We start from the raw sequence: 18,232 nt of genomic DNA, 5'->3' as shown, positions 1-18,232 counted from the left end.
GGTCGGTTCGTCAGCGTAGTCCGTCGCCGCTAGGCCAGCTCGCGCTGCAGATTCGCGAGGGTGGCCTCCTGGATCCGGCGCAGACCCAGCGGCGCGAACGTGCGCTCGAAGAAGCCCCCGATGCCGCCCGCACCCTTCCACTCGGTGGAGGTGGTGACCGTGGACCCGGCGCCGGACGGCGCGACGGTCCAGGTCGTGACGAGCGACGAATTGGCGTCGCGCTCGGTGATCGTGTTGCCGGCTACCGTCACCGACGCCTTGACGTTGCGCGACCGCTTCTCGGTGGCCTGCAGCGTCCACTGCGCGACGGTCCCGTCCCCCTGCCCGCCCTCGAGCACCTGGTAGTCGCGGTACTGCTGCGGCAGGATCCGCGGGCGCATCGTCTCGTAGTCCGTGAGTGCGCCGAGTGCCTGCTCCGGCGTCGCGGTGAGGGTGATCGAACTGCTGGCGTTGACCTGTGCCACTGATACGTCTCCTTGCTCGGGGTTTCTTCCATCCTGCCTGCTCACCCGCGTGCACAGCCAGGGGTCCCGAAGTGACCCACCGCACCGTTTTCACTCACTGAGACCTGCGCCACAACTATGGGGCATTTGTCCTAATCTCCGCGTCGACACGACAAACAGCGAGGTGAGCTTTGAAGAACTTGTGGTTCCGGTCGGGCATCCGATTGGCTGCACTCGGTGCGGCGGCAGCCGTGCTCGTAGCCGGGTGCGCATCCGCCGACGGCCAGTCCAACGAAGGTTCTGCCGTCACGACCGGCCCGATCAACGTCGCGCAGGACGCCGGCGATCCGGTGCGCGGCGGCACCGTGACGTTCGGGTCGTATTCGTTCCCGAACGCGCTCGACCCGACCAAGACCCAGGCGGCGGGCTCGACCGGCGGCACCGAGATGGCGGCGATCTACGACACCCTGATCCGCACAGACGCCGAGTCGGGCACGTTCGAGCCGCAGCTCGCACAGGCACTCGAGCACAACGCCGACTACACCCAGTTCACGGTGACGCTGCGTGACGGCGCGACGTTCAGCGACGGCTCGCCGGTCGACGCCGACGCCGTCAAGTGGAGCATCGACCGCTTCGTCGCCGCGCGCGCCGACGTCTCGCAGGTGTGGGCGAATTCGGTGACCTCGATCGCCACCCCGGACGCGAAGACCGTGACGTTCACGCTCAACGCGCCGTGGAACGACTTCCCCGTGCTGCTGGCGATGGGCCCGGGCATGGTCGTGTCCAAGAACTCCGAGGCCGACGGGAAGTTCACCCCGATCGGCGCCGGCCCGTTCACACTGACGCGGTTCGCGCCCAACGAGGAGATCGTGCTCACCCCGCGCGAGGACTACTGGAACGGCCGCCCCAACCTCGACAAGCTTCGGTTCGTGCCGACCAACGGCGCTCGCGGACAGTTCGAGTCGCTGCAGAGCGGCCAGCTGAACATGGCGTACATCCTGCGCGACGAGGCGACGATCCGGGACACCGTGAACGCCGGCTTCAGCGGCTACCTCGACATCCAGGGGCTCGGCGCCCTCGGCATGCTCAACGCCCGCGAAGGCCGCCCGGGCGCGGACGTGCGCGTGCGGCAGGCGGTCGCGTACGGTGTCGATCCCCAGGCGATCAACCAGCGCGCCAACGACGGTCTCGGCATCGCCTCCTCGACGCTGGTTCCGGACAGCTCGCGGTGGTCGTCGGGCGCCGAGGGCGTGTCGTTCGACCCCGACAAGGCTCGGCAGCTGCTGAACGAGGCCAAGGCCGACGGCTACGACGGCAAGCTCACGTACCTGGCCACCACCGAGAAGAGCGCCGAGGCCGCCGCACTCGCTGCGCAGGCGTCACTCAACAGCATCGGCTTCGACGTCCAGATCGAGTACGTCAACAGCACGACCGACCTCGTGCGCAAGCTGTACGTCGAGCACGACTTCGACATGACCCGTGCGGCGTTCGCGTTCATGGACGAGGCGCCCTACCTGCGCCTGTACGGCGGCATGGGCAGCGATTCGCGCAACAACGCGGCCGGCTACGCCGATCCGCAGATGGACGCCCTGCTGGTGGAGGTCAAGACGGCGACCACCGACGACGCCAAGAAGGCCGCGATCGCCAAGGTGCAGGCGCGAGCCGACGAGACGATCCCGTACGCGGTGTGGGGTCCGAGCAAGGTGCTCACGGCGTGGGACGACAACGTCCACGGCGTCAAGCGCAACGCGGACAACATCATGCTGCTCGACCAGGCCTGGGTCGGACAGTGACCGATGCGGGGCGTTCCGGAAATTCCGGGGCGCCCCGCAGTCGTTAGCATAGCTATACATCTCCGACTCACCGGGATATCGATGGCCGACCGATCCGACTAGCGATAGCGTCAGAGGGTGGTCGACTCCAAGAGTGGTATCCGCGAAACAGGGCTCGCCGCGCATCGCGCGGGAGTCCAGCGCCTGCTGTCCAGCTACCGGGCGATCCCCCCGGACGCCAACGTACGCCTGGCGAAGAAGACGTCCAATCTGTTCCGCGCGCGGGCGAAGAGCAGCGCACCGGGCCTCGACGTGTCCGGGCTCGGCGGCGTCATCTCGGTGGACCCCGACGCCCGCACCGCCGACGTGCAGGGGATGTGCACGTACGAGAACCTGGTCGCCGCGACACTCCCCTACGGGCTCGCCCCGCTGGTGGTCCCGCAGCTGAAGACCATCACCCTCGGCGGCGCCGTGACCGGGCTCGGCATCGAGTCCACGTCGTTCCGCAACGGACTGCCCCACGAGTCGGTTCTCGAGATCGACATCCTCACCGGCAACGGTGAGATCGTCACCGCCACCCCGGACAACGAATACGCCGACCTCTTCCGGTCCTTTCCGAACTCCTATGGAACCCTCGGCTATTCGACGCGCATCCGCATCGAGCTCGAGCCCGTGAAGCCGTACGTCGCACTCCGCCACCTACGTTTCACCGACCTCGGTGAACTGCAGCGGACCATGGAACGGATCGTCCTCGAACGGGTGTGGGACGGCATCGACGTCGACTACCTCGACGGCACGGTCTTCTCCGCGACCGAGGCGTACCTGACGCTCGGCGTACAGACCGACGAGCCGGGCCCGGTGAGCGACTACACGGACATGGACATCTACTACCGGTCCATCCAGCACGAGTCGATCAATCACCCCAAGACCGACCGGCTCACCATCCACGACTACCTGTGGCGCTGGGACACCGACTGGTTCTGGTGCTCACGCGCTTTCGGCACCCAGAACCCGAAGATCCGGCGATTCTGGCCGAAGCGCTACCTGCGCAGCAGCTTCTACTGGAAACTCATCGGACTCGATCAGAAGTACGACATCGGCGATCGCCTCGAGGCCCGCAAGGGGCTGCCGCCCCGAGAGCGCGTCGTGCAGGACATCGAGGTTCCCATCGACAACTGCGAGCGGTTCCTCGAATGGTTCCTCGACGAGATCCCGATCGAACCGCTGTGGTTGTGCCCGTTGCGCCTTCGCGAACCGGCAAATCCGGATCACGAGACCGCACCGCGGCCGGATCACGAGACCGCACCGCGGCCGTGGCCCCTGTATCCCCTCGACCCGGGACGCACCTACGTCAACGTCGGCTTCTGGTCGTCGGTGCCGATCGTGCCGGGCGAACCCGTCGGTGCGGCGAACCGCCTGATCGAGAAGAAGGTCAGCGAACTGGACGGCCACAAGTCGCTCTACTCGGAGTCGTTCTACGACGAGGACGAATTCACGCTGCTCTACGGCGGCGACCACTATCCACAGATCAAGAAGCGCTACGACCCCGATTCACGTCTCCTGGACCTCTATTCGAAGGCGGTGCAACGAAAGTGACGACCCTCAAGGCGAAATCCGATCCGCAGAAACTCACGATCGCGGAGATCGTGGACACCGTCTCCGACGGCCGGATTCCGCTGCGTTTCACCGCCTACGACGGGAGCGCGACCGGCCCGGAGGACGCGCCGTACGGGCTGCACCTGAAGTCGACGCGCGGCACCACCTACCTGGCCACCGCGCCGGGCGACCTCGGCATGGCCCGGGCCTACGTCTCCGGCGACCTCGAGGCCATCGGCGTACACCCCGGTGATCCGTACGAGATCCTCCGCGCGATGACCGACCTGCACTTCCATCGCCCGTCGGCGAAGGAGCTCGCGGCCATCACCCGCTCCATCGGCTGGGACAACCTGCGTCCCATCGCGCCGCCGCCCCAGGAGCACCTACCCCGCTGGCGCAGGTTCGCGGAAGGCCTGCGGCACTCCAAGACTCGCGACGCCGAGGTGATCCACCACCACTACGACGTCTCCAACACGTTCTACGAGTACGTTCTCGGCCCGTCCATGACGTACACGTGCGCCGCGTACGAGTCCGAGGACCAGAGCCTCGAGGACGCCCAGGAGAACAAGTACCGCCTGGTGTTCGACAAGCTGGGACTGAAGGAGGGCGACCGCCTCCTCGACATCGGCTGCGGCTGGGGCGGCATGGTCCGCTACGCCGCCCGCAGGGGCGTCAAGGTGATCGGTGCGACGCTGTCCCGCGAGCAGGCCGAGTGGGCGCAGGCCGCCATCCGCGAGGAGGGGCTGTCGGATCTCGCGGAGGTCCGCTTCTCCGACTACCGCGATGTCCCGGAGACCGGCTTCGACGCCATATCGTCGATCGGCCTCACCGAGCACATCGGTGTGCACAACTACCCGGCGTACTTCGGGTTCATGAAGGACAAGCTGCGAGTCGGCGGCCGGATGCTCAACCACTGCATCACCCGCCCCGGTAATCGCGGCGGAGCGAAGGCCGGCTACTTCATCGACCGCTACATCTTCCCGGACGGCGAACTCACCGGCTCGGGCCGGATCATCAGCGAGATCCAGAACGTGGGTCTCGAGGTGCGCCACGAGGAGAACCTGCGCGAGCACTACGCACTGACCCTCGCGGGCTGGTGCCGGAACCTCGTCGACAACTGGGACAAGTGTGTCGCCGAGGTCGGCGAGGGCACCGCGAAGGTGTGGGGCCTGTACATGGCGGGTTCGCGACTCGGATTCGAACGCAACGTCGTTCAGCTGCACCAGGTCCTGGCCGTCAAGCTGGGGCCGAACGGCGAGGCGGATGTTCCGCTGCGCCCGTGGTGGAAGGGCTGACCCGACCGACACCCACGGAGGGGCCGCCGTCCACTCGGACGGCGGCCCCTCCGTCATGTGGTGCGGGAGCCTGCGTCGACCTGACGCGCGGCCTTCTCGATCGCGGCGGCGGCGCGCTGGACGGCCTCGATCATGCGTCGGTCCGTGGTGATCCGGTCGACCGGGCCACAGATCGAGATGGCGGCCGGCTTGGGGATCCCCTTCGACACGGGTGCGCCGACGCAGCCCAGCGACGGCGACAACGTGCCCCGGTCGTACGTCACCCCCTCGGAGACCGCGCGGACCAGTTCCTCGCGGAGCGCCCGGCGCCCGCCCACGACGCCGGTCTCGAGGTGATCGAACACGGGACCGTCCAGGGCCTCGGACGGGAGCTGGGTCAGCAACGCCTTGCCCACCGCCGACCGGTGCGCCGGGTAGCGGCCGCCGATCCGGGACGGCACGTTGGCCCCGAACGAACCCGACAGCTTCTCCCAGTAGACGCCGTCGGCGCCGTCGAGGAACGCGAGGTGGACGACCGCGCCGGTCGTGCGATGCAGTTCCTGCATGATCGGCAACGAGACGCGATGGAACCAGTGATTGCGGATCGCCCGCGAACCCAGTTCGAACAGACGAATCCCCAGCTCGTAGCGGGAGCCGACCCGGTTGAGCCACCGCATCGACACCATCTTCTCGAGCAGGCGGTGCGCGGACGAGCTGGGGATTCCGGTGAGCCGGGTGGTCTCGCTCAGCGTCAGATAACCGTTGTCGTCGAGTGCCTCGAGCACCAGTTCGATCCGGTCGAGCATCGACGTGGCCGGAGCCTGTTCACGGTCATCTGACACGGCCGCGTCCTCTCTGCTAGGGCAGCAGGTCAGACACCGAATCCACCTGACACCGAGATTTGCTGCCCCGTAATATAGTTGGCCTGCTCCGAGGCGAGGAAGACGGCTGCCGAACCGATGTCGGCGGGCTTGCCCCACCGCTTCAACGGAACCAGTTTGTGCACCTCACGGGTCCACTCCTCGTCGAACACGCCCTGCGCCTGGAGTTCGAGGAACATTCCGGCCTCGATCACGCCGACCAGCACCGAGTTGGCCCGGATCCCGTGGGCACCCTCCTCCTTGGCGATTCCGCGGACCAGGGCCTCGTTGGCCGCCTTCGGGATCACCGACAGACCGTCCAGTTCCGGGAACCAGTGGTCGCCGGCCGATCCCAGGTGCACGATCGAGCCGCCGCCGTGCTCCCGGAAGTGCGGCAGCACGGCGTGGACGGCCGTGTACATGCCGAGCGTCTCGATCTCGACGGACCGTCGGTACTGCGCCGGGGTGGTCTCGGCGACGGTGATCTGCTCCACCACCGGCCCGGCGCCCCATACGAGCGTGTGGATCCGGCCGTGCTCGGCGACGACGTCGGCGAGCACGCCGACGACCGCCGCCTCGTCTCGGACGTCGACCTGATGCACGCTCGCCTTCACCCCGAGCGCGCGGAGTTCGGCGACCGTCTCCTCGGCGACGTCGCGCTTGGAGTTGTAGCAGACGGCCACGGCCGTCCCCGCCTGTGCGAACTGCCGGGCGACGCCGCGGCCGATGCCGCCACTGCCACCGAAGACAAGGGCCGCACCTTCGGGAAAAGTCAACGCCAGCATGGCGATTCTCCGTTCTCCTGAGTGTCCGCGTCGACCGAAGGCCGGACGCGGCGCAGCACGGGACGAATGTGTCCCGCGCCACACCGGGGAGAAACTAGTTCCGGCTCGGCAATCCGCCCAGACTCTTTCCCGCCTCACGAGAAACGCCAGGTCACCTCAGGCACCGCGCGTCGGCGCACCCCCGTTGACGATCGTCGCCAGCAGATCCGCGATCCGCGCCTCGTAGAACTCTCGCTCGCCGTCCGGAATCTCCGACGACTGCAGGATCCCGCTTCCGAACAACGACCAGCCGGAGATCGCGGCGAGCACGGCCATCTGCCGGACCCGATCGTCGACGGAGACGTGCGACGTGCGGGTGATCGCTTCGAAGGCGTCCATGTCCTCGTTCGGAATGAGATCCGAACGACCGTGCAGATTCAGCCACGCCACGATTCGCACGTACTCGGGGTCGGCAACCCCCACCATGAACAACGCCCGTACAGCCTCCGGGACCGAGTCGACGCCCTCGACGATCGCCGCCGACTTCTCGTGGCTTCGCGCGAGCACCGCCCGGACGACATCGTCCTTGTTTCCGACATGCTTGTGGATCAGCCCGAGGTTCACACCGGCATCGGCCGCGAGCTCACGCATACTGAAGGACAGCCCCTTCTCGGCGATCCGTTTACGCGCCGCCAGCCGCACGGCTCGCCGGACTTCGTCTCTGCCCCACACCTTGTCGGCTGCCTCGACCTCACTCACCCCTTGACAGTAGACGGTCGTCTACTGTCAAATCAACCACAACGCGGCGCGGGTTCCGCATCCGGGACAAACCTTCCGCTCTCGCGATCACTTCTTCTGTATCCGAACGGAATTGGAATCCTCTCCCCTTCTCGGAGGAGCGGAGCAACCAAAGGAGAACCTGTGCCCATACGTAGACGAATCCTGACCGCCGGACTGATGGCCACCGCGGTCACCGTCTTCCTACCCACGATGTCGGGGGCGGGCCCACTGAGTCCTGCACCAGCGGGCAGCCTTTCGACAGGAAGCCTGTCCGGGGGACGCTCGGACAGCGGATGCGATCGCGACTTCGCACCGGGCGGTGCACTCGATTCTCGCTCGCAGTTGGACTTCGAGAAGACGGTCGGGGCAGTGGCGGCGCATCCCCTGGTCCGGGCGGCGAAGTCCGACGTCGCCTCGATGTACCGCGCCGATCAGCAGGGTGCCACCCGAGCCGGGCGAGACACCCTGGACGCAGCGGTCGATTCCATTGCGATGGCGGCGACCCAGACCGTGGTCACCGACAATCCCTCGGAACCACACTTCAACTGGGTCGTCACGGCCCCACACTGTTGGCACGGCCTCGACGTTGCCCGGTCGGGCTACGGAATCGACAACCCCGACAACGTGTATCGGCACACCGCCGTCGACGGCGAGTCGACCTTCGTGATCCACGGGCGTATGCCGGAGCGGCGGCCCGCCCAGTTGTCCTTCGTCCTGTACGGCGAGCTTCCCGGCACCGGAGCGGTGACGAGGGAGGGAGCACCCGTGTCGGGTTCGCTCACCTCGGACCGCATGCAGATCGCTCCCGACGGGTCGTTCACGATCACGGTGGGCCCGGACGCGGCGGACGGCCGGCCCAACCACATTCGCACGACGGCGCAGTCCCGACTGCTGATCGCCCGGGACTCGCTGAACGACTGGGCACAGGAGCAGCCGTCACACCTGACCATCGAGCGCACCGCCGGCCCCGCGGCCAGCGGCCCTCGCAGCGACCAACAGTTGGCCGCTCGAGCTGCCGACCTGCTCCGCACCATCGCCCGGTACTGGCTCGACTGGGACAACACGTTCATCTATACGAAGGCGGCCAACGACGTTCAGGCGCCTGCGGCACCGCGCGGCTCCGGCTTCGGATTCGCGACCAGCGGACATTTCGCTCTCGGCCCCGATCAGGCGCTGGTCGTCACCCTGGATCCGGTCGGGGCCCGTTACCTCGGATTCCAGTTGACCGATCCGTGGGGCGTCGCCCGGGAATACGTCCACCGATCGGGCAGCCTCAATCAGTCCCAGGCAACCCCCAACGCAGACGGCACGATCACCTACGTCGTCTCGTCGACGGACCCCGGCGTCCGGAATTGGTTGGACACTGACGGGATCGACAGCGGCATGTATGCCGTTCGCTGGCAGTCGACTCCCGCAGAGGTGGATCCGGCCCGCACGGTCCGTTCTGTCCGGCTGGTCGACCTCGCCGATCTCGATGCGGCGCTCCCCGCAGACACCGCACGTGTGACACCGGCCCAGCGGGTGACGCAACTCGAGGAGCGGGCAGCGAACTACACCGAGCGCTTCCTCGGCTAGAACTCGTAGCGACCTCGACAGATCGTCGTCAGGCCGATGACGACCTGTCGAGGTCGGCGAGGAACTCGAGCAGCACCTTGTTGACCTCGGCCGGGTTCTCCATCGCGAGCAGATGCCCGCCGCCCGGCACCGTGCGGACCGCACGAACGTCGGCGTGATGTTCTTTCAGCTTGTCGATGGGGTCGTCGCCGTGCCAGTTCAGGAGGTCGACGTCCGACGCACTGCACAGGAAGTAGAAGGGCGTGCGGGTGATGTTGTCGGCGCGTGACTTCCGGTATGTCCAGTTCATGTCCGCGGCGAGGTACCAGTTGATCCCGCCACCGAAACCGCTGCGCGAGTACTCCGAGACGTAGGTCTCGAGCTCCCATTCCGACAGCCACGACCACGGCAGGGCCGGTGGCTGCGGCAACGCCTGCCGGTAGGTGGTGCCCGGCGGGTGCTCCCACACCTGTGCGAAGTCGCCGTCGCCGGACAGGATGTGGAAGATCTTCATGAGGATCTCGCGTGGATGCGCGTCGAGATCGACGCGAGCCCCGTCCGGGTCGTCGAGGTAGTACGACATGTGGTTGAAGTGCTCGCGACCACGCTCGCGTTCGATTTCGCTGGGAAGCCGGTCGTAGGCGGCGTAGAACGGATTCTGCAGACCGATGACGCCCCGCACCCGCTCCGGGCGCTCGATCGCGATGTCGTATGCGATGAACTGGCCGTAGTCCAACCCGGAGAACACGGCGCTGTCGTGACCGAGATGGTCGAGCAGGCCGCAGATGTCGGCGACGACGTTGTCGACGCGATAGTCCTCGAGGCGGTCGGGAACATCGCTCTGCCCCATGCCACGCAGATCCGGCGCCACGACCTGGTAGCCCGCGTCGGCCAGCGCACCGATCTGATGACGCCAACTGAACCACGTGTGCGGGAAGCCGTGCAGGAGCACGACGAGCGGGCCCTCCCCCTCACTCACGTAGTGCATGTCGATCCCGTTGATTCGCGCGCGGTGGTGCGTCCAGTTCGCCAAGATGCCCTCGCTCTCCTGTGTCCTGCGTCACTTCCAACCTAGATCGCGTGCACGCGTTCTGCCTGCATTCATCCCGCTGGATGGGCCCGAATCCGGTGCACGGCGCGAAATTCAAGCGCTGCCGATACCCGACACCCCCGCCCGGCGAACCGGACGGGGGTGTGTCGTGGGTGGAGCTGTGGGACTAGCCCTTCAGCGACGCCGGCGGGGTGAACCGCTCGCCGTACTTGGCGGCGAGTTCCTCGGCGCGAGCGACGAATCCGGCCTTACCGCCCGGGTAGCCGGCGACGAATTGGCTGACGCCGCCCGTCCACGCCGGGTAGCCGATGCCCATGATCGAGCCGATGTTGGCGTCGGCGGTGGACGTGATGACGCCCTCGTCGAAGCACTTCTGGGTCTCGATGGCCTCGATGAACAGCATGCGGTCGATCAGGTCCTGCAGCGGCGGGGTGGCCGATCCGGACTTGAAGTGATCGCGCAGCCCCTGCCACAGGCCGGTGCGCTTGCCGTCCGTGTAGTCGTAGAACCCGGCACCGCCGAGGCGGCCCTTGCGGTCGTTACCCTCGACGAGGTAGTTGATGACGTCACCGGCCGGGTCGGCCGGAAGTTCCTTGCCCTCGGCCAGAGCGGCGGCCTTCGACTCGGCGCGGATCTTCTGCATGAGCGTCAGGTTCAGCTCGTCCGAAAGCTGCAGCGGCGCAGCCGGGTACCCGGCCTGCATGCCCGCCTGCTCGATGGTGGCCGGCTCGATGCCCTCCGAGACCATGCCGATGGCCTCGTTGACGAACGTGCCGATCACGCGCGAGGTGAAGAAGCCGCGCGAGTCGTTGACGACGATCGGGGTCTTGCGGATCGCCTGCACGAAATCGAAGACCCGCGCGAGGGTCTCGTCCGAGGTCTTCTCGCCACGGATGATCTCGACGAGCGGCATCTTGTCGACCGGCGAGAAGAAGTGGATGCCGACGAAGTCCTCGGCCCGCTTGACGCCGGTCGCGAGGTCGGTGATCGGCAGCGTCGAGGTGTTCGAGCCGAGCAACGCGTCGGGCTCGACGATGTCCTCGATCTCCTGGAACACCTTCTTCTTCAGGTCGGGCGACTCGAACACGGCCTCGACGACGAAGTCGACGCCGGCGAAGTCGGCCGGATCGGCGGTCGGCGTGATGAGGGCGAGCAACGCCTTCGACTTCTCCTCGGTGGTCTTGCCCCGCGAGAGCGCCTTGGCCTCGATCTTCTCGGAGTACGCCTTGCCCTTCTCCGCAGCCTCGATCGTGACGTCCTTGAGCACCACCGGGATTCCGGCCTTGGCGCACACGTACGCGATGCCCGCGCCCATCATGCCGGCGCCGAGGACACCGACCTTCTTGATCTCACGCTTGGGGTTGTCCTTGGGACGCGAGGCACCGGAGCCGATGGCCTGCATGTCGAAGAAGAACGCCTGGATCATGTTCTTCGCGACGCGGCCGGTGACCAGCTTCGTGAAGTAGCGCGACTCGATGAGCAGCGCGTTGTCGACGTCGACCTGGCTGCCCTCGACGGCCGCCGCCATGATCGCGCGGGGGGCCTCCATGGGCGCGCCCTTGAGCTGCTTGCGCAGGTTCGCCGGGAAGGCCGGCAGGTTCGCGGCGAACGCCGGGGTGGCGGGGGTACCGCCGGGGATCTTGTAGCCCTTGACATCCCACGGCTGCACGCCGGATTCGGGGTTGGCCTTGATCCACGCCTTCGCCGCCGGGACCAGATCGGAGACCTCGGCCACCACTTCGTCGACGAGGCCGACCTCCTTGGCCTGCTGCGGGCCGCGCTGCTGACCCTGGAGCAGGAACTGCGTCAGCGCCGTCATGATGCCGAACATGCGGACGGTGCGGACGACGCCGCCACCACCCGGGAGGAGGCCGAGCGTGGACTCGGGCAGGCCGATCTTGACACCCTTGACGTCGGCCGCGATGCGGTGGTGCGTCGCGAGCGCGATCTCGAGGCCACCACCGAGCGCGGCGCCGTTGATACACGTGACGACGGGCTTGCCGAGGGTTTCGAGGCGGCGCAGGTCCGCCTTGAGGTTCAGCGAGTGCCCGAAGATCTGCTCGGCGTCCTCGGGGCCGACCTTGATCATGTTCTTGAGGTCGCCACCGGCGAAGAACGTCTTCTTGCCCGACGTCAGCACGACACCGGTGATCGAGTCCTTCTCCGCGTACAGCCGGTCGACGGTCTCCCGCATCGACGAGATGTAGCGGTCGTTCATGGTGTTCGCGCCCTGGTTCGGGTCGTCGATGGTGAGCACGACGATGCCGTCGGCGTCCTGCTCCCAGCTGATGATGTTCTGATCGCTCACTGTTTCGTCTCTCCTGGTTGATTCGTGAGCGTCAGACGCGCTCGATGATGGTGGCCACGCCCATGCCGCCGCCGATGCACAGCGTGACGAGGGCCCGCTTGGCGCCGCGGCGCTCGAGCTCGTCGACCATGGTTCCGGTGATCATGGCGCCGGTCGCGCCGAGCGGGTGACCCATCGCGATGGCGCCACCGTTGACGTTGAGCTTCTCGTCCGGGATGTTCAGATCCTTCTGGAACTTCAGCACGACGGACGCGAACGCCTCGTTGATCTCGAACAGATCGATGTCGTCGATCGTCAGACCGGCCTGCGCGAGCACCTTCTTCGTCGCCGGCGTCGGGCCGGTGAGCATGATCGTCGAGTCGGCTCCCGAGGTGGCGGTCGCGACGACGCGGGCGCGCGGGGTCAGGCCCATCGCCTTGCCGGCGTCCTCGCTGCCGACGAGCAGCAGCGCGGCGCCGTCGACGATGCCGGAGCTGTTGCCGCCGTGGTGGACGTGGTTGATCTTCTCGACCCAGTGGTACTTCTGCAGTGCGACGGCGTCGAAGCCGCCCATGTCGCCGACCATCGCGAACGCCGGTGCCAGGCCCGCTAGGCTCTCGGCGGTGGTGCCGGGGCGCATGTGCTCGTCGTTGTCGAGGATCGTGATGCCGTTGATGTCCTTGACCGGGACGACGGACTTGGCGAAGTAGCCGCCGGCCCACGCCTTGGCGGCGAGGTCCTGCGAGCGAACCGCGTACGCGTCGACGTCGTCACGGGTGAAGCCCTCGATCGACGCGATGAGGTCGGCGCCGATGCCCTGCGGCACCACGTAGTTGTCGTAGTTGGTGGCCGGGTCGTTGACCCACGGGCCACCGTCCGAGCCCATCTTCACGCGCGACATCGACTCGACGCCGCCGGCGATGACCATCTCGTCCCAGCCCGAACGCACCTTCTGCGCGGCCATGTTCACGGCCTCGAGGCCCGAGGCGCAGAAGCGGTTGATCTGCACGCCACCGACGGTGTCGGGAAGTCCGGCATCGGTGGCCGCGATGCGCGCGATGTCCATGCCCTGGTCGCCGAGCGGGCTGACCACGCCGAGGATCAGGTCGGAGATGCGGTCCTCGTCGAGGTCCGGGAAGCGGGTGCGCAGTTCGTCGATCAGGCCGGTGACCAGCGAGATCGGCTTGACCGAGTGCAGCGAGCCGCTCTGCTTGCCCCGACCACGCGGGGTCCGGATGGCTTCATAGATGAATGCCTCTGTGGTCACGGTGTTCCTTCCTGTTCACGTCTGCGTGCCGTCGCGGCAAACCTGCCCATACGCGGCACACACCTCGGCTGCCCCCACCTTAGAACGTGTTCCAGTTAGCGGGAAGGACCGAAGCGATCCCCGTCTGTGACCGAGGCGATCACCGACACCCGCCCTGCCGGGGCTGCTCCCGCCGGGCAACCGCTAACCTCTCCACGGGAGATCATGCTCGAGAGGGGGCGCTTCGATGGGTGAACCCGCGATCGAGCGGAGAACCGGACTGTCACGACGAGGGTTCCTCGGCGCGGCCGCGCTCGGTGCCGCCGGAGCCGCGACGCTGGGCACGACCGGCACCGCTGCGGCCCGACCGGCAGTCCGTCACACCGGAACGTCGTCGCACACCCTGCCGTCGCCCGACACCGTCACGGTCTCCGATCCGGCGTTGCTCGGCGCGGTCGAGGCCGCGAGCCTCCTGCGATCCGGCCGCCTGCACCCCCGAGAACTGCTCGACGCCTGCCTGTCCCGAAGCGCCGCGCTCGACGGGGAGATCGGCGGTTGGATCCGGATCTACCCCGAGATGGCCTACGAGGCCGCGGACGCCGCGGCGCAGCGGCTGTCCGCCAAGAGCCGCAGCACCCACGGTGAGGCGCCCCTGGTCTGCGGAATCCCGTTGGCCCTCAAGGACCTGTTCGCCGTCTCCGGGTTGCCCCTGACCGCGTCGAGCCGGGTGCTCGACGGCAACATCGCGGCGGGCGACTCGACCGTGTGGCGGCAACTGCGGGACGCCGGCATGGTGCTGATGGGCCACGCCCACACCGACGAGTTCGCGATCGGCGTCGCGACCGAACAGGTGGGCAACCCGTGGAACACCGAGTTCTCGCCCGGTGGCTCCTCCGGCGGCAGCGCCGCGCTGCTGGCGGCTCGGTTCGTCCCGCTCGCCACCGGCACCGACACCGGTGGATCGCTCCGCCTGCCCGCGAGCGCGTGCGGCATCACGTCGATCAAGCCGACGTTCGGCCGCTGCAGCGCCTACGGCGTGATTCCGTTGACGTGGACGCGCGATCATCCGGGTCCGATGGCCCGCAGCATCGCCGACGCCTCCCTCCTGCTCGGCCACATGGCGGGCGCCGACCCCAACTTCCCCGCCACGTACGCCGCCCCCGATGCCCCGGCGGAGGGGTATCCCCTCGCCGCGAAGGGCGGCGAGCGGCCTTTGGCCGGCAAGCGTTTCGGCGTGGCCCGGCGCAGTGTCGACGTCCTGCCCGCGCCGCTCGGCACGCTGTTCGGGGAGTTCCTCGATCTCGTCCGACGCCTCGGCGGCAGCGTCGTCGACATCTCGCTGCCGATTGCGGCCCCCGACCTGCTGACCGGCGACTCCGCCGAGATGGGCAGCTACCACCGACAGTTCTCCGACCGGCTCGCTGACTACCGCCTCGACAACGGCGCGACGGTCGCCGCCACCCTCGCGGCGCTGGCCGTCCCGTCGATCGACTACATGACGTCCGCCCGGAACCGGATGGTGTACCAGCACGACTACAACCGGATGTTCGCCGACAACGACCTCGACGCCGTCCTGGTGCCGGGCTCCAAGATGGACGGAGCCAAGCGCCTCGAGATCGCCGGCGTCTCGGTCTTCGGCGGCACCACCGGCGACGTGCGGTGGGCCAATCTCACCGGCACCCCGGTGGTCTGCACGCCCGCCGGACGGTCCTCGGCCACCGGTCTTCCCTTCGGTGTCCAGATCGGCGGACGCCCGTGGGACGAGAAGGGGCTCATCGAGATCGCCCTGGAACTGCAGGCGGCCCGCCCCGACTGGCAGGCGGCGCCCACGATCCCTGCGGCACCGCGCGACATCCCGCGCGTGCAGGCGACCACCCCCGGTGCAGGGCCCGATCCCACCAACACCAGCAACGTCGGATTCGGTTTCCACTTCCTGCCGACGACGGCGACCGCTCCGGTCTGACCGTCGTCAGAGCCCCACACCGGCGTCCCGGGCCCGGACGATCGCCGACGATCGATCCGGCACACCCAACTTGGCCAGTACGTTCGAGACGTGGTTGCGAACGGTCTTGGGGCTGAGCACCAATCGACGTGAGATGGTCGCGTTGTCGTGGCCCCGCGCGATCAGGTCCAACACCTCGTGCTCGCGTTCGGTGAGTTCCCGGAACACGCTGGATCGCGCGCGTGGCGCCGCCACCACGGTCATCGCCTTGGCAGCGACGGCGGCGCCGACGATCATGTCGCCGTTCGCGACGGCGCGGATCGCCCGCTCCACCTCGTCCGGACCGGCACCCTTGACGAGGTAACCGCGAGCCCCGGCGCGGAGGGACGCGACGAGCGAATCCTCGTCCTCGTGCATCGTCACCACCAGCACCCGCAGGCCCGGGTCCCGGGCACACAGCGCCCGGGTGGCGTCGATCCCCGAACCGTCCCCCAGCTCCAGGTCCATCAGCACGACGTCGACGTCCTCGGTGATCGCGTCGAGCGCGTGCGCCGCCGAGCCGGCCTCGGCGACCACCTCGATGCCCTCGAGGGTCGACAGCAGCGCGACCATGCCCAGCCGGAAGACGGGGTGGTCGTCGACGACGGCGACGGCGATGCCGCTCACGACGCCACCAGCGGAAGGCGTGCCGTGACGACAGTTCCGGTGGGGCAACCGGATTCGATGACCACCGAGCCGCCGAGCTCGTCCGCACGCTCCCGCATGGACCGCGTCCCGACGCCGGCGGGCCCGGACGGATCGTAGCCGCGGCCGACGTCCCGCACCACGAGGGTGAGGACCGGCAGGCCGGCACCGTCGGTGCCGCACGACGCCTCGACGCGGCACCCCGGCGCGCCGCTGTGCCGGCGCGCGTTGGTGACCGCCTCGATCGCGATGCCGTAAGCCGCCGCACCGGTCTGCCCGCCGATGTCCGCCGGCACGTCGGCCACGACGTCGAGATCGAAGCCACTGCGGGCGTAGCCGGTCGCGAGCTCCTCGAGCGCGGCCGTCAGGCCGAGTTCGTCCAGGACCGGCGGGAACAGGTTGCGCGAGAGCGACCGGACGCCGTCGACCTGGTGGTCGAGTTGCTCCTGCAGCGACTCCAGCAACGCCGACGCCGCCGGTGGATCGGTGGCGAGCAGATTGCGAACACCCTGCAGTCCCAAGCGAATTCCCGCGAGCGAGGGGCCCAGACCGTCGTGCAGTTCGCGCCGGATCACCCGACGCTCCTCCGCCCGGACGGTGGCCAGCCGTCGTCGCGCGCCGGCGAGATCCTCGGCGGACTGGACCACGACGAGGCCCGCCGAAACCACGGAAGCCAACTCCGACAGCGACTTCCGCGATCGGATGCCGAGCGTCTCACCCGGCGGAGCGGTCACCGCGAGCATGCCGACCCGGGTGCCCCGATGCATCAGATCCACGAATTCGGCAGATCCCGTGGCCCTCCCCCAGTTCGCCACCTCGGCACCGTCGGCCCGGTGCACGACCACCGATTCGAGCCGCAGCCCCGATCCGACACCGGCGGCCAGGCCCTCGAGCAGCGCGGCCGGGGACTCGGCGCTGCCGAAGTGCCGGCCCAGCTCGCGCACGGCGTGCCCCGGGTCCGTTCCCGACCCGTACACGAGCCGCTGCACCCTGCGCTGCAGCCACATCCGTGCCGGTTGCACCGCGACGGCCACGGCGGCCGCGGCGACGAACTGGGCGCCGGTGGAGTCCCCGGCGGGCAGAAGGCCGGCCAGCGCGGTCGCCACCACGACGTACAGTCCGATCAGCAGCGCGGTGAGACTGCCCGCCAGCACGGCCCGGCTGACCACCAGATCCAGCCCCCACATGCGTTGCCGCAGTATCGAAACGAAGATGGCACCGAGGAAGAAGGGCTGCACCACCAGGTGCACGGCCGGGGTGAACATCCACAGCCCCGGCCAGGTCGACGGCAGCATCAGCGGCACGAAGGACAACGCCATGAGCGCGGTCCCCAACGCGAGCCAGCCCAGCCCGACACGCTCGTCGACCGGGCCCCGCCGCCACCGGCGAGCGGCGTCCGCGGCGGCCACCAACCCGACGCCCACGACGGGCGCGAGCAATGGCACCTGCGCCACATCGGTGAAGGTGCGCGCCCAGAAGAACCACGCGGTCACCAGCGTGCCGGCGACGAGCCCGATCCGGGCCGCGATGTCCAAGCGGTGATCGCGCACGAGCCACGGGATCACCAGGAACAGCGCCAGCGTCCCCGGGATCCACGCCGTGTTCTGCAACGGCGACAGGACGTCCACCCACGGCAGACCCGGACGCACCGCCGCCCACTGCGCATAGCCGTAGCCCAGCGCCGCCAGTCCGATGCCGATCGCCGCGGCCCCCAGAATGATCGGGACCGGATGCACCCGCCGCGCCAGCACGACGCCCGCCACCGTGCCGTAGACCGCCGCGCCCACGACGTCGACGAGGAAGAACAGCTGGTTCGAGTCGATCGTGGGGTCGGCGACGAGGAACGTCACGAGGGAGAGCACGACGAGCGTCCAGCAGGTGACCGCCACGGCGGCGGCCGCGGCCGGTGCCCCTCCACCCGAGATCCGCTCGGCCATGCGCCCTCCCGTGTCGTCCACATCCGCCCAGCAGTATGAACC

General features: G+C 68.3%; 14 protein-coding genes. 5 read left to right on the top strand and 9 right to left on the bottom strand.

Features of this window, described 5'->3' with window-relative positions:
* Positions 1-29: 29 nt before the first annotated feature.
* On the bottom strand, positions 30-464 hold the full coding sequence (locus tag ABEU20_RS18040) for an SRPBCC family protein (protein ID WP_420165754.1): 435 nt from the start codon (positions 462-464) through the stop codon (positions 30-32).
* A 170-nt stretch (positions 465-634) separates the two neighbouring features.
* Here ABEU20_RS18040 and ABEU20_RS18035 point away from each other — a divergent pair, with 170 nt between their 5' ends.
* From ABEU20_RS18035 to ABEU20_RS18025, 3 genes are all read left to right on the top strand, one after another.
* On the top strand, positions 635-2,236 hold the full coding sequence (locus ABEU20_RS18035) for an ABC transporter substrate-binding protein (RefSeq protein WP_420165753.1): 1,602 nt from the start codon (positions 635-637) through the stop codon (positions 2,234-2,236).
* Positions 2,237-2,353: 117 nt separating this feature from the next.
* Positions 2,354-3,811, top strand: a complete 1,458-nt coding sequence (locus tag ABEU20_RS18030; protein ID WP_420165752.1) for an FAD-binding oxidoreductase — start codon at positions 2,354-2,356, stop codon at positions 3,809-3,811.
* Positions 3,808-5,106 carry a class I SAM-dependent methyltransferase gene (locus ABEU20_RS18025; RefSeq protein WP_420165751.1) on the top strand — a complete coding sequence of 433 codons (1,299 nt, stop codon included), beginning with the start codon at positions 3,808-3,810 and terminating at the stop codon, positions 5,104-5,106. Before ABEU20_RS18030 ends, ABEU20_RS18025 begins: the two co-directional genes overlap by 4 nt.
* Positions 5,107-5,159: 53 nt before the next feature.
* Here the strand turns inward: ABEU20_RS18025 and ABEU20_RS18020 are convergent, their stop codons facing one another.
* From ABEU20_RS18020 to ABEU20_RS18010, 3 genes are all read right to left on the bottom strand, one after another.
* Entirely contained in the window at positions 5,160-5,927 is a 768-nt protein-coding gene (locus ABEU20_RS18020; RefSeq protein ID WP_420165750.1) for an IclR family transcriptional regulator, read from the bottom strand.
* A gap of 29 nt (positions 5,928-5,956) precedes the next feature.
* On the bottom strand, positions 5,957-6,730 hold the full coding sequence (locus tag ABEU20_RS18015) for an SDR family NAD(P)-dependent oxidoreductase (protein ID WP_420165749.1): 774 nt from the start codon (positions 6,728-6,730) through the stop codon (positions 5,957-5,959).
* A gap of 156 nt (positions 6,731-6,886) precedes the next feature.
* Positions 6,887-7,468: a TetR/AcrR family transcriptional regulator gene (locus tag ABEU20_RS18010; protein ID WP_420165748.1), complete on the bottom strand. Its 582-nt coding sequence runs from the start codon at positions 7,466-7,468 to the stop codon at positions 6,887-6,889.
* Positions 7,469-7,630: 162 nt separating this feature from the next.
* Here ABEU20_RS18010 and ABEU20_RS18005 point away from each other — a divergent pair, with 162 nt between their 5' ends.
* Positions 7,631-9,064: a hypothetical protein gene (locus ABEU20_RS18005; protein ID WP_420165747.1), complete on the top strand. Its 1,434-nt coding sequence runs from the start codon at positions 7,631-7,633 to the stop codon at positions 9,062-9,064.
* 28 nt (positions 9,065-9,092) lie between these two features.
* Here ABEU20_RS18005 and ABEU20_RS18000 read toward each other — a convergent pair whose 3' ends face one another.
* The 3 genes from ABEU20_RS18000 to ABEU20_RS17990 form a co-directional block, all read right to left on the bottom strand.
* Entirely contained in the window at positions 9,093-10,076 is a 984-nt protein-coding gene (locus ABEU20_RS18000) for an alpha/beta fold hydrolase (RefSeq protein ID WP_420165746.1), read from the bottom strand.
* Positions 10,077-10,260: 184 nt separating this feature from the next.
* Positions 10,261-12,402, bottom strand: a complete 2,142-nt coding sequence (locus ABEU20_RS17995; RefSeq protein ID WP_420165745.1) for a 3-hydroxyacyl-CoA dehydrogenase NAD-binding domain-containing protein — start codon at positions 12,400-12,402, stop codon at positions 10,261-10,263.
* Between the two features lie 31 nt (positions 12,403-12,433).
* The gene (locus tag ABEU20_RS17990; protein WP_420165744.1) at positions 12,434-13,648 is read right to left on the bottom strand and encodes an acetyl-CoA C-acetyltransferase; all 1,215 of its coding nucleotides are present in this window, start codon (positions 13,646-13,648) and stop codon (positions 12,434-12,436) included.
* Positions 13,649-13,874: 226 nt separating this feature from the next.
* Here ABEU20_RS17990 and ABEU20_RS17985 point away from each other — a divergent pair, with 226 nt between their 5' ends.
* Positions 13,875-15,590: an amidase gene (locus tag ABEU20_RS17985; RefSeq protein ID WP_420165743.1), complete on the top strand. Its 1,716-nt coding sequence runs from the start codon at positions 13,875-13,877 to the stop codon at positions 15,588-15,590.
* A 6-nt stretch (positions 15,591-15,596) separates the two neighbouring features.
* On the opposite strand, the gene ABEU20_RS17980 is transcribed toward ABEU20_RS17985, so the two are convergent.
* Both ABEU20_RS17980 and ABEU20_RS17975 read right to left on the bottom strand, forming a co-directional pair.
* Positions 15,597-16,235, bottom strand: coding sequence for a response regulator (locus ABEU20_RS17980; RefSeq protein ID WP_420165742.1), 639 nt, complete (start codon positions 16,233-16,235; stop codon positions 15,597-15,599).
* Positions 16,232-18,190, bottom strand: coding sequence for a sensor histidine kinase (locus ABEU20_RS17975; protein WP_420165741.1), 1,959 nt, complete (start codon positions 18,188-18,190; stop codon positions 16,232-16,234). The genes ABEU20_RS17980 and ABEU20_RS17975 overlap by 4 nt, the downstream gene beginning before the upstream one ends.
* Positions 18,191-18,232: the final 42 nt, after the last annotated feature.

Source organism: Rhodococcus parequi, assembly GCF_046042785.1.
Classification (GTDB): domain Bacteria; phylum Actinomycetota; class Actinomycetes; order Mycobacteriales; family Mycobacteriaceae; genus Prescottella; species Prescottella parequi.
The sequence above is the reverse complement of the archived record's forward strand: the minus strand, read 5'-3'. Positions and strand labels throughout refer to the sequence as shown.

Coding starts and splice junctions, on each gene's coding strand:
- ABEU20_RS18015 (WP_420165749.1), bottom strand. CDS start 6,730: ATGCTGGCGTTGACTTTTCCCGAAGGTGCGGCCCTTGTCTTCGGTGGC.
- ABEU20_RS17985 (WP_420165743.1), top strand. CDS start 13,875: ATGGGTGAACCCGCGATCGAGCGGAGAACCGGACTGTCACGACGAGGG.
- ABEU20_RS17975 (WP_420165741.1), bottom strand. CDS start 18,190: ATGGCCGAGCGGATCTCGGGTGGAGGGGCACCGGCCGCGGCCGCCGCC.